Source organism: Pseudomonas californiensis, from assembly GCF_021147775.1.
In the GTDB taxonomy this organism is placed as follows: Bacteria; Pseudomonadota; Gammaproteobacteria; order Pseudomonadales; family Pseudomonadaceae; genus Aquipseudomonas; species Aquipseudomonas californiensis.
Genome location: NZ_JAGTPK010000002.1, coordinates 246,674 through 258,917 on the forward strand (window position 1 = coordinate 246,674; position 12,244 = coordinate 258,917).

Genomic DNA, 12,244 nt, shown 5'->3' on the forward strand with positions numbered 1-12,244 from the left:
TTCGTCGTGCCCTTGCTCGGTGGTGCGGAGAAGGGCTTACTTTAGAGGTGTAATGGCATAGGCTATAGAGCCAAAAATTGAACAAACGACTAGGCCATGGCATTTTCCTTTGAGCTGGATCGTGATCTCAACGCACCTGTATACCGCCAGCTGTATCAGCGCTTTCGCGAGTGCATTGCTGACGGCCGTTTATGTGCAGGCGACCGGGTTCCGGCTGTTCGTGCGCTGGCCGCAGAGTTGAATCTGGCCCGTGGCACAGTCGAGGCGGCGTATCAGCTTTTGATTGGCGAAGGCTATCTGATCTCGCGAGGGCCGGCCGGGACGATTGTTTCGCCGCACCTTTCACGTCAGGCTTCGCCTGTGCCGCGCGCAGCAACGATCCCCGGCGACTATCAGGCAATTCACACCGGAACTCCTCCGCTCGCCTTGCAGATGGGGCTGCCAGCGCTGGATGCTTTTCCCCGCAAACTATGGACAAGGCTGGCGGCTCGTCAGTTGCGGGGTTCCGGTTTTGAGGGGCTGGTCTATCCCGAGGCGCGTGGTCACGCCCCGTTGCGTGCGGCCATCGCGAGCTATCTGGGTATCTCTCGTGGCATCACCTGTAATGCCGAGCAAGTGTTCGTGTGCGCGGGTTATCGCGCCTGCCTGGACTTGATCAGTCGTACCTTGATGAGGCCGGGCGATGTCTGTTGGGTGGAAGACCCGGGTTATTTCATGGCGAGCGAGACGCTTGAACAGGCTGGCGCGCAATTGGTACCGGTCCCGGTGGATGAGGAGGGCCTGGACGTGATGCAAGGTATCGCGCTTGCCCCGACAGCGCGCTTTGCCGTGGTTACGCCAACCCATCAGAGCCCGCTGGGAATGTCATTGACCCTGGCGCGTCGATTGGCGCTGCTGAGCTGGGCCAATCAGCAGGGCAGCTGGATCATCGAGGATGATTACGACAGCGAATACCGCTACCTCGGCAAGCCTCTGCCGGCGCTCAAAAGCCTTGATGAGCAGGGGCGCGTGCTCTACACCGGTACGTTCAGCAAGGTTCTGTTTCCGGGATTGCGTCTGGCCTATCTGGTGGTGCCGCCGGAACAGGTCGAGACGTTTGCGCGTCAGGCAGATCGTTTGCACAACCATTGTCCCCAGCTCTTGCAGGCCACAGTCACGGCTTTTCTCAGTGAAGGGCACTTTGCGCGCCATCTGAACAAAATGCGCAGCCTGTACGCGCTTCGTCGCCAATGGTTGATCGATGCACTGAAGTGGCAGTTTGGCGAGCGGCTGCAGATCAATCCGCAGGCGGGAGGCATGCATCTGGTTGCCATCCTGAAGACAGGAAGCGACGTGAATATCACCGGGCGTGCGAAGCGGGAAGGGCTGGCCATCGAGCCGTTATCGAAATGGTACCGGCGCGCAACACCCCGGAACGGCCTGGTCATCTGCTTCACCAATGTCGCGAGCGCTGAGCAGGCAGCGGCACTGGCGCTTCGGTTGGCGCAGGTGCTGTAGCGTCATGTTCATGGCAGTTGGAGGGAATACCACCTGAACCATGGGCATAAAAAAACCCCATCACGAGGATGGGGTTCTTTTAACGCAGTGTTACGTGCTTACACTTGAACGGCCGGGATGTTGGCGTTCGCAGCGGCTTCACGGAACTCGGCGATCTGATCGAAGCTCAGGTAGCGGTACACGTCCGCTGCCATGGTATCGATCTGGTTGGCGTAGCCCATGTATTCCTCGACAGTCGGCAGGCGACCCAGGATCGAAGCAACGGACGCCAGCTCGGCCGAAGCCAGGTAGACGTTCGCGCCGTCACCCAGACGGTTCGGGAAGTTACGGGTCGACGTCGACACAACGGTCGAATTCGGTTCTACGCGTGCCTGGTTACCCATGCACAGCGAGCAGCCCGGCATTTCCATGCGTGCGCCAGCCTTGCCGTAGATGCCGTAGTAGCCTTCTTCGGTCAGCTGGTGAGCATCCATCTTGGTCGGCGGCGACAGCCACAGACGCGTCGGCAACTGGCCCTTGACCTGATCCAGCAACTTGCCCGCAGCGCGGAAGTGGCCGATGTTGGTCATGCAGGAACCGATGAACACTTCGTCGATCTTCTCGCCTTGTACCGAAGACAGCAGGCGGGCATCGTCCGGGTCGTTTGGCGCGCAGAGCACAGGCTCTTTGACGTCGGCCAGGTCGATTTCGATGATTTCAGCGTATTCGGCGTCAGCATCGGCTTCCAGCAGCTCAGGGTTGGCAACCCAGGCTTCCATGGCCTGAGCACGACGTTCCAGGGTGCGCGGATCGCCGTAACCCTGATCGATCATCCAGCGCAGCAGGGTGATGTTCGAGTTCAGGTACTCGATGATCGGCTCTTTGGCCAGCTTGATGGTGCAACCGGCAGCCGAACGTTCGGCCGAAGCGTCGGACAGCTCGAAAGCCTGCTCGATGCTCAGGTTCTCAAGACCTTCGATTTCCAGAATTCGACCGGAGAACGCGTTCTTCTTGCCTTTCTTCTCTACGGTCAGCAGGCCAGCCTGAATCGCGTAGTAAGGAATGGCGTGAACCAGGTCGCGCAGGGTGATGCCAGGTTGCAGCTTGCCCTTGAAGCGAACCAGAATCGACTCGGGCATGTCCAGCGGCATGACGCCGGTGGCCGCAGCGAACGCAACCAGACCGGAACCGGCCGGGAAGGAAATACCGATCGGGAAGCGGGTGTGCGAGTCACCACCGGTACCGACGGTGTCCGGCAGCAGCATGCGGTTCAGCCAGCTGTGGATGATGCCGTCGCCCGGACGCAGGGAAACACCGCCACGGGTCATGATGAAATCAGGCAGCGTGTGGTGAGTCTTGACGTCGATAGGCTTCGGGTAAGCCGCGGTGTGGCAGAACGACTGCATGACCAGATCGGTCGAGAAACCCAGGCACGCCAGGTCTTTCAGCTCGTCGCGAGTCATCGGGCCAGTGGTGTCCTGGGAACCGACGGTGGTCATTTTCGGTTCGCAGTAGGTGCCCGGACGGATACCTTCTACGCCGCACGCCTTGCCGACCATCTTCTGCGCCAGGGTGAAACCCTTGGTGCTTTCAGCTGGCTGATCAGGCGTCTTGAACAGGTCGAATGCAGGCAGGCCCAGTTCGGCGCGAGCCTTGCTGGTCAGGCCGCGACCGATGATCAGAGGAATACGGCCACCGGCACGGACTTCGTCCAACAGCACCGGGGTTTTCATTTCAAAGGTGGTGATGACTTCGTCGCTGTCGTGTTTGCACACTTTGCCAGCGTACGGGTAAACGTCGATCACATCGCCCATGTTGATGTTCGAAACATCGAATTCGATCGGCAGAGCGCCCGCATCTTCCATGGTGTTGTAGAAGATCGGAGCGATCTTGCTGCCGAAGCAGAAGCCGCCGGCGCGCTTGTTCGGTACATAAGGAATGTCGTCGCCGAAGAACCACAGTACCGAGTTGGTCGCAGACTTACGCGAGGAACCGGTACCGACTACGTCACCGACGTAAGCGATAGGGAAACCCTGGCCGCGCATTTCTTCGATCTGCTTCATCGGGCCGATGGAGCCTTGTACGTCCGGCACGATACCTTCACGGGCCATTTTCAGCATGGCGAGGGCGTGCAGCGGGATGTCAGGACGCGACCAGGCATCAGGAGCCGGAGACAGGTCGTCGGTGTTGGTTTCGCCAGTGACCTTGAAGACGCGCAGGCTGATCTTGTCGGCCAGCAATGGACGCTTCTTGAACCACTCGCCGTCAGCCCAGGACTGAAGAACGGCCTTGGCGTGGGCGTTGCCGTTCTTGGCTTTTTCAGCCACATCGTGGAAGGCATCGAACATCAGCAGCGTGTGCTTGAGTTGTTCGGCAGCGACGGGCGCCAGGTCGGCATCTTCCAGCAGGTCAACCAGCGTCACGATGTTGTAGCCACCTTGCATGGTGCCCAACAGTTCGGTTGCACGTTTTTTGTCGATCAGGGGAGAAGTGGCTTCGCCCTTGGCCAGGGCAGACAGAAAACCGGCTTTGACATAAGCAGCTTCGTCAACACCTGGTGGAACGCGATTGGTGATCAGATCGACAAGGAAAGCTTCTTCGCCAGCCGGAGGATTTTTCAGCAGGTCAACGAGACCGGCAGTTTGTTCGGCGTTAAGCGGCTGGGGCACGATACCCTGGGCGGCACGCTCTTCGATGTGTTTACGGTAGGCTTCAAGCACAGTATTACCCTCATCAGTGGTCCCAAATGGGTGTCCGGGACGCTCATCCAGAAACCGTACGCACCCACGCAATGCTTTTGAGCATTGTTGGCAGGGTGTCGGCAGTTCCTTACAGAAGCTGTTTTCAAAGTTTTACGCCTGCAGGACGGGGGGAGTGGCGGTCGACATGGCCCTTCGTGATGAGGGAATGGCCTGTCGACGCCGCACTGCGGGGTTAACTTGACTGTGCTCGTGACGCTTTGAAAACAGCTTCTAACGGACATTGGCGCCTTAAAAGGCTCGCTGATTCTACGGCAAAACTTTGCTAAAGGTAAGTTAGACCCTACATCTTCAGGGGTGACCCTGCTTAGACAAAGGGCTAACATGAGCCCTTGTTTCGCCTTCCCAAGCCCCGCCAGCCATGCCTGAACACATCATCAAAACACCCTGCGTCGGCCTTTGCTCCACTGTTTACGGGGATCTGGTGTGTCGTGGGTGCAAGCGCTTCCATCACGAAGTCATTCATTGGAACGGCTACAACGAAGACGAAAAAAGAGCGGTATGGATGCGCCTAGAGCAGCTGCTGGTTCAGGTGATGACCGCCAAGCTCGAAGTCTTCGATGCCGAGAAACTGCGTTTGCAGCTTGTTCAGCGCAAGATCCGCTTTGTGCCGCATCAGTCCGAGTATTGCTGGGCCTACCAGTTGATCGCGCGCGGCGCGCGGGTGATCAGCCAGGTCGAGGCGTACGGGTTTGTGCTGTTGCCGGAGTTTCGCAACTGGTCGCTTCCGGAGCTTCGCGACGCGATTGACCGGGAATTCTTCCTGTTGTCCGAAGCCCATTATCAGCGCTATATCGCGCCAGGCTTTCTGAAGGATGCGTTTGGCGGCTGAACCGTGCTGCGCATTTGTGTCGCGAGACGTCGATGCCCCTCGTATAATGCCGGGCTTTGCCTCTCCGTGATCTGTGAGCTTATGTACCCGATCCCTGAAATCGAAGCCTTTCTGTTGTGCCGTACCCCCGACAGTTGGGTGCAGGCCGCGCTGCGCAACCTGGATATCCTGTTGATCGATCATGCGAACAACGAGAAGAAGGCCGCCGGGGCAGCGTTTCAGTTCATGTTCCAGTACAACGACAAGTTCGATCTGTTGAGCAAGATGTCGCGCCTGGCCCGTGAAGAGTTGCGCCATTTCGAACAGGTGATCAGCATCATCAGAAAGCGCCAGATCCCCATGGCCAACATCAGCTCGGCGCGTTATGCCGGTGCCTTGCGCAAGCTGGTGCGCAACCATAATCCTTATCGGCTTACTGACGCGTTGATCGTCGGTGCGGTCGTTGAAGCCCGCTCCTGCGAGCGCTTTGCGGCGCTGGTGCCGCATCTGGACGAAGAACTGGCCAAGTTCTATGGCAGCCTGCTCAAGTCTGAAGCACGGCATTTTCAGGATTATCTGAAACTCGCCCATACCTACGGTGACAAGGCCGACGTCGATGCCAAGATCGAAGAAATACTGCTCGCCGAGCGGGAACTGATCGAAAGCCCGGACGAAGAATTCCGTTTCCACAGCGGTGCGCCCATCGCCGCCTGATTTCATGAGGCTGCCAAACCAGCCCCGCGATTGCCCCCTGAAAAACGACCGCCTCACCAGCGGTCGTTTTTTTATGCCGATTTAGTAAGCAAGCTAACAAAAGCTTTGACATTGGCTGCCTAGGCAGTAATATTTTGCAATCACTGCCTAGGCAGCTTTCTAGGTGAGCTCTTGAAACATTTTAGCCCGGACAATTTCGATTCCAGCCTGATGGGCCTTCTGGTCGGGCGCACCAATGCGCTCAAGGACCGGATGCTCGACAAGTATTTGCTGCCTTATGGCGTGACGTTCGCTCAGTTCAAGGTGCTGATCATCATTTCCCAGTTCTCGACCGACACCCCGGTCGAATTGTGTCGGCACTTGTCTCTCGACAGTGGTTCGATGACCCGCATGCTTGACCGGTTGGAGCAGAAAGCACTGATCGTGCGCACCCGTTCGGCTACCGACCGACGTCAGGTGCACGTTGCACTTACCGAGCAGGGCCAGACGTTGTCCGACCTGTTGCCGAAAATCGGTGCCGACGCGATGAACGACACTTTTGCAGCGCTCGACAAAGACGAAGTGGACACCCTGCGACGGATTCTCACCAAGGTTCTGGTGTCGGTCGATGACCACATCACCCTGACCAGCCTGAGCTTCAAACCCAAAGGTACGAAATGAACGGTACGACGCTGCGTGCAGGCACAAGCCTGCTCGTCATGGCACTGATTCTGGCCGGATGTGCCAACTCCAGTGGCCTGGTTCCGGAAGGTCAACAACTCGATGCCCGTAACCTGCAGGCAGGCAAGAGCCTGAGCGGGGTGACGCTGTCAGTCGCGGCCTGGCCAAAAAGTGGCTGGTGGACGGCGTTGGGTGATCCGCAGCTGGACCGCTTGATCGCCGAAGCGCTGCGTGAAAGTCCGGACATGCAGGTGGCAAGCGCCCGCGCGCATCAGGCCATGGCTGAAGCCGATGCGGCCAATGCCGAGCGCATGCCGACAGTCGATGCGGGCGCCAGCGTCAGCCGTGCGCGTCTGGCGCGGGATCAGGACCCGCTGGGAGTGGGGGATCGTTACAGCACCGTGCGAAATATCAGTGCCAACCTCAATTACAACTTCGATCTGTGGGGCGGGCAGCGTGCCAGCTGGGAGGCTGCATTGGGCCAGGCTCGTGCCGCCGAGATCGATCAGCGTGCCGCGCAACTGACGCTGGCCGCCGACGTTGCGCGTGCCTACTGCGATCTGGGGCAGGCATACATTGTGGGTGATCTGGCCGCTGAAGACCTCAAACGTACTCGGCAGATGCTCGACCTGAGCAGCAGTCGCCTCAAAGCCGGTATCGACAGTCAATACCAGTATCAACAGACCGAAAGCCTGGAAGCGAGCTCCCAGGAGTCGTTGCTCAATGCCGAAAAGCGTCTGCGCAGCGCGAAGATCGCACTGGCTGTTTTACTGGGCAAAGGACCTGATCGTACAGCCGACCTGGCGCGGCCGAATGTTCTGCAACCTGCGGCAGTGGCGCTTCCTGCGTCGCTGCCTGCCGAGCTGCTGGGTCGTCGTCCGGACCTGGTTGCGGCTCGCTGGCGGGTCGAATCTGCGAGCAAGAGCATTGATGCCAGCAAGACCCGGTTTACCCCAACCTCAACCTGAGTGCATCGGCCGGCGCCGAGTCATTGCTGGGCGATGCCATGTTTGGCACGGCCAGCCGCTTCTTTGCGATCAAACCGACGATCTCGTTGCCGCTGTTCGATGGCGGTCGTCTGCGTGCCGATCTGGATGCGCGGGACGCCGATTACGAACTGGCCGTCGCGCAGTACAACAAGACGCTGGTCCGTGCGCTCGGCGATGTCAGTGACACCATCGGTCAGTTGCGCGATATCGACGGGCAAATCAAGGCGCGTCAGCGCGCTACCGACATCGTCAGGCAGTCCTTTGACACGGCAACCCAGCGTTATGGCTCGGGCATCGGCAACTATCTGGATGTGCTGTCCATCGAGCAGCAATTGCTCCAATCACAACGCCAACTGGCTGATCTCAACGCTGAACGAATCGATCTTTCGATCCAGTTGATGCAGGCCCTGGGTGGCGGCTTTGAAGGGCAGGACCCTTCGCAGGCGGCCACCTCGGCTGACTCATCAACTGATTCGCGAACTACAAGATAATCGTCATGGCCACTGCCGCCGCTGAAAAATCCAATGCACCCGAACAAGAGTCGGGTGCCGAACAGAAAAAACAGAACCCCGGCAAGCGCAGGTTTCTGCTGCTGTGTGTGGCCGTGATCGTGGTCCTTGCAGGCCTGGGCGTCTGGGCATGGCACGAGTTTTATGGTCAATGGAGTGAAGAAACCGACGACGCCTATGTCAACGGCAACGTGGTTGAAATCACCCCCTTGGTTACCGGGACCGTGATCAGCATCGCGGCGGACGATGGCGATCTGGTTCGCGAAGGTCAGGTACTGCTACGTTTCGACCCGAGCGATGCACAGGTCGGTCTGCAAAGTGCCGAAGCCAACCTTGGCAAGGTTGTGCGTCAGGTTCGCGGCCTCTACAGCAATGTGGACGGCATGAAGGCGCAACTGGCCGCGCAACGCGCTGAAGTGCAGAAAGCTCAGGACAACTACAACCGTCGTCGCAACCTGGCAGCGAGCGGGGCGATTTCCCAGGAAGAGCTGTCCCACGCCCGCGATGATCTGACCAGTGCGCAGAGCGCCCTGAACAATGTGCAGCAACAGCTGAGCAGCAGTGCGGCGCTGGTGGACGACACAGTCATCTCGTCGCACCCCGATGTGAAGGCTGCCGCCGCTCAGTTGCGTCAGGCGTTTCTGGCCAATGCACGCACCACGCTGGTTGCGCCGGTTACTGGCTATGTCGCCAAGCGCACCGTGCAGTTGGGGCAGCGCGTACAGCCAGGCACCGCGACCATGGCGGTCATTCCGCTGGATACGCTGTGGATCGACGCCAACTTCAAGGAAACCCAGCTGGGCAAGATGCGTATCGGTCAGCCGGTCGAGATCAGCGCCGACCTGTATGGCGGTGACGTGAAATACAGCGGCACCATCGACAGTCTCGGCGCAGGTACCGGTAGTGCGTTCGCACTGCTGCCAGCGCAGAACGCCACCGGTAACTGGATCAAGATCGTCCAGCGTGTACCGGTACGCGTGCACATCAACCCGGAAGAGCTGACCAAACACCCATTGCGCATTGGCCTGTCGACCACGGTCGAGGTCAATCTGCACGATCAGAGCGGCCCGACGCTGGCGCAACAGCCCCCCAAGCAGGCGGCTTTCAGTACCGATGTCTACGCCGAGCAGTTGGCTGATGCCGATGCCTTGATCGAGCGCCTGATCCACGAAAACAGTGCATCGGGCGTCAAGACAGCCAAGCGCTGATCCGCCAGTCCTCAGGCCCCGGCTCGCGCGCCGGGGTCCCGTTATCGTCTCCAGGGATTTGCGATGAGCAACAATGCCCCCGCTTCTTTTACGCCCCCAAGCCTGCTGCTGTGCACCATTGGCCTGTCGCTGGCGACGTTCATGCAAGTACTCGACACGACGATTGCCAACGTTGCCCTGCCGACCATCGCCGGGAATCTGGGCGTCAGTTCGGAGCAGAGCACCTGGGTGATCACCTCATTCGCGGTCAGCAACGCGATTGCCCTGCCGCTGACCGGGTGGTTGAGCCGCCGGTTCGGTGAGGTCAAGCTGTTCCTCTGGGCGACGATCCTGTTCGTGCTGGCTTCGTTTTTGTGCGGCATCTCTCAGTCGATGCCTGAGCTGGTGGGCTTTCGCGCTTTGCAGGGTATCTTTGCGGGGCCGCTTTACCCGATGACACAGACCCTGCTGATTGCGGTCTATCCGCCTGCCAAACGGGGGATGGCATTGGCATTGCTGGCGATGGTCACGGTCGTCGCACCGATTGTCGGGCCTATCCTGGGGGGCTGGATTACCGACAGCTACAGCTGGCCGTGGATCTTTTTCATCAATATTCCTATCGGCCTGTTCGCGGTGTTTGTGGTGCGCATCCAGATGGCCAAACGGCCGGTGAGCACCAGTCGGCAGCCGCTGGACTATATCGGCTTGCTGACTCTGATCATCGGTGTAGGGGCATTGCAGGTCGTGTTGGACAAGGGCAATGATCTGGATTGGTTCGAGTCGAACTTCATCGTGATCGGCTCGGTCATTTCACTGATTGCGTTGACGGTATTCGTGATCTGGGAGATGACGGACAAGCATCCGGTGGTCAATCTGCGGTTGTTCGCCTACCGTAACTTTCGCATTGGTACGCTGGTGATGATCGGCGGTTATTCGGGGTTCTTTGGTATCAACCTGCTGCTGCCTCAGTGGCTGCAGACCCAGATGGGCTACACCGCAACCTGGGCCGGTCTTGCGGTTGCACCGATCGGCATCCTGCCGGTGTTGATGTCGCCCTTTGTCGGCAAGTACGCGCACAAGTTCGACCTGCGTCTGTTAGCGGGTCTGGCGTTTCTGGCCATGGGCTTGAGCTGTTTCATGCGCGCGGGCTTCAATAATGAAGTGGACTTCGAGCATGTGGCGCTGGTGCAGATGTTCATGGGGATCGGCGTGGCGTTGTTCTTCATGCCGACCCTGAGCATTCTGCTGTCGGACCTTCCACCGAATCAGATTGCTGACGGCTCCGGTCTGGCAACTTTCCTGCGGACCCTGGGCGGCAGTTTTGCAGCATCGCTGACCACCTGGATCTGGGTTCGCCGCGCTGACCAGCATCATGCGTATCTGAGTGAAAACATCAGCACCTTCGACCCGGCGACCCGTCATGCGCTGGACGCACTGGGCGGCCCCAGCCCGCAAGCGTACGCACAGCTGGAGCAGACGCTCACCAGTCAGGCCTACATGATGTCCACGGTGGATTACTTCTACATGCTGGGCTGGATGTTCGCCGGCCTTATCCTACTGGTCTGGCTGGCCAAACCACCTTTTGCCGCCAAGGCCGGACCGGCCGCCGGGGGAGGGCACTGATCGAGTGGCAGCTTGCGCAAGCGGGCTGCCCTGTCGTCGGGTAATTGGAGTGTCAAGCTCAGTAAACCGGCCCGGGAGTCAGCCTGAGTTCAGCAGCGCAACGGTTTCGGGCGCGAAGTCGAATGAGCTCAGACTGAAGCCCTGTTCGTCGACCTGCAGCGTCCAGCCCTGACGATCCCAGTCACCGAGCACGATACGTTTTGCCGATTCGTCGCCGATCTGCAACTTGTGAATGGCTGGGCGGTGCGTGTGGCCATGGACCAGAGTGCGCACGCCAAATTGCTGCATGACCCGCGGGACTTCTTCGGGGGTCACATCGACGATGTCGTTGGCTTTCATGCGGGTCTGCGCCTGGCTCTCGTTGCGCAGCTTGCGCGCCAGTTTGTGGCGGGTGCTCAACGGAAGGTGGCGCAGGATGAAGAGGGTCAGGGGATGGCGCAGGTAGCGGCGCATCTTGATATACCCTTCATCGCGGGTGCACAGGCTGTCGCCGTGCATCAACAGCACGGGCTCGCCGCTCAACTGCACAACGCTTGGATCGCTCAGCAGCGTACAGCCCGCCGCCTTGCAGAAACCTTTGCCGATCATGAAGTCGCGGTTGCCGTGCATCAGATAAATTCGGGTGCCACTGTCGCTCAGTTCGCGTAATGCCTTGCAGATTGAAAGCTGGAACGGCGACATGGCGTCGTCACCGATCCAGACTTCAAAGAAATCTCCGAGGATGTACAGTGACTCGGCTGTGCGAGCCCGGCCAGCGAGCAGATCCAGAAACGCCCGGGTAATGTCCGGGCGTTCTTGCTGAAGGTGCAGATCGGAGATCAGCAGTATCACTCAATGATCTCTGCTTTTTCGATGATCACGTCTTCAACAGGTACGTCCTGATGGCCGGCTTTGCTGGAGGTCGCAACGCCTTTGATCTTGTCGACAACATCGGTGCCTTCGACGACTTCAGCGAACACCGCGTAGCCCCAGCCCTGAGTGGTCTTGGCGCTGTGGTTCAGGAATGCGTTGTCAGCGACGTTGATGAAGAACTGGGCAGAGGCCGAATGCGGCTCCATGGTACGGGCCATGGCAACGGTGTACTTCTTGTTGGGCAGGCCGTTGTCGGCTTCGTTCTGGATGCTTGGACGTTTGTCTTTCTTTTCTTTCATGCCTGGCTCGAAACCGCCGCCCTGGACCATGAAGTTGCCGATCACACGGTGAAATACGGTGTTTTCGTAATGGCCAGCATTTACGTATTCGATGAAGTTGGCAACGGTCAGCGGCGCCTTCTCGGCATTCAGTTGCAGAACGATGTCGCCGTGGTTGGTGGTCAGTTTAACTTTGGACATATAGATAGTCGCTCTCTAGGCATTCATGAAAGGGGCAATATCACCCTGACGCGCAGTTTACAGGCGAGGTTACATTTTTCGCGGTTTTTGCACCTTTTATACCCTCAAATGCGCACTCTGTTGTCAGGGGCTTGACAGCTTCGGCTATGATAAGCGCTTTGATTTCGTCGGCCTACCCTGGCCGC

Annotated in this window: 8 protein-coding genes and 2 pseudogenes; 7 read left to right on the plus strand and 3 right to left on the minus strand. The window is 58.9% G+C overall.

Features of this window, described 5'->3' with window-relative positions; all coding sequences use genetic code 11:
• Positions 1 to 96: 96 nt before the first annotated feature.
• Positions 97 to 1,497 carry a MocR-like pyridoxine biosynthesis transcription factor PdxR gene (gene pdxR / locus KDX37_RS03240; protein ID WP_231651236.1) on the plus strand — a complete coding sequence of 467 codons (1,401 nt, stop codon included), beginning with the start codon at positions 97 to 99 and terminating at the stop codon, positions 1,495 to 1,497.
• A gap of 98 nt (positions 1,498 to 1,595) precedes the next feature.
• Here the strand turns inward: pdxR and acnB are convergent, their stop codons facing one another.
• Positions 1,596 to 4,196 carry a bifunctional aconitate hydratase 2/2-methylisocitrate dehydratase gene (gene acnB, locus KDX37_RS03245; protein ID WP_231651237.1) on the minus strand — a complete coding sequence of 867 codons (2,601 nt, stop codon included), beginning with the start codon at positions 4,194 to 4,196 and terminating at the stop codon, positions 1,596 to 1,598.
• 400 nt (positions 4,197 to 4,596) lie between these two features.
• Between acnB and KDX37_RS03250 the strand changes: the two genes are divergently transcribed.
• The 6 genes and pseudogenes from KDX37_RS03250 to KDX37_RS03275 all read left to right on the plus strand — a co-directional run.
• Entirely contained in the window at positions 4,597 to 5,067 is a 471-nt protein-coding gene (locus KDX37_RS03250; RefSeq protein WP_231651238.1) for a DUF1289 domain-containing protein, read from the plus strand.
• An 81-nt stretch (positions 5,068 to 5,148) separates the two neighbouring features.
• A complete protein-coding gene (gene miaE / locus KDX37_RS03255; RefSeq protein WP_231651239.1) occupies positions 5,149 to 5,760 on the plus strand; it encodes a tRNA-(ms[2]io[6]A)-hydroxylase in 612 nt (203 codons plus the stop codon).
• A gap of 171 nt (positions 5,761 to 5,931) precedes the next feature.
• Positions 5,932 to 6,420 carry a MarR family winged helix-turn-helix transcriptional regulator gene (locus KDX37_RS03260; protein WP_231651240.1) on the plus strand — a complete coding sequence of 163 codons (489 nt, stop codon included), beginning with the start codon at positions 5,932 to 5,934 and terminating at the stop codon, positions 6,418 to 6,420.
• Positions 6,417 to 7,900: pseudogene (locus KDX37_RS03265) on the plus strand (efflux transporter outer membrane subunit). The gene KDX37_RS03260 and the pseudogene KDX37_RS03265 overlap by 4 nt, the downstream one beginning before the upstream one ends.
• A 5-nt stretch (positions 7,901 to 7,905) precedes the next feature.
• On the plus strand, positions 7,906 to 9,126 hold the full coding sequence (locus tag KDX37_RS03270; RefSeq protein ID WP_231651241.1) for an HlyD family secretion protein: 1,221 nt from the start codon (positions 7,906 to 7,908) through the stop codon (positions 9,124 to 9,126).
• Positions 9,127 to 9,171: 45 nt separating this feature from the next.
• Positions 9,172 to 10,728: pseudogene (locus KDX37_RS03275) on the plus strand (DHA2 family efflux MFS transporter permease subunit); the annotation flags it as partial.
• Between the two features lie 78 nt (positions 10,729 to 10,806).
• On the opposite strand, the gene KDX37_RS03280 reads toward KDX37_RS03275, so the two are convergent.
• Positions 10,807 to 11,559: a UDP-2,3-diacylglucosamine diphosphatase gene (locus KDX37_RS03280; RefSeq protein ID WP_231651243.1), complete on the minus strand. Its 753-nt coding sequence runs from the start codon at positions 11,557 to 11,559 to the stop codon at positions 10,807 to 10,809.
• Positions 11,556 to 12,059: a peptidylprolyl isomerase gene (locus tag KDX37_RS03285; RefSeq protein ID WP_231651244.1), complete on the minus strand. Its 504-nt coding sequence runs from the start codon at positions 12,057 to 12,059 to the stop codon at positions 11,556 to 11,558. Before KDX37_RS03285 ends, KDX37_RS03280 begins: the two co-directional genes overlap by 4 nt.
• Between the last annotated feature and the right edge of the window lie 185 nt (positions 12,060 to 12,244).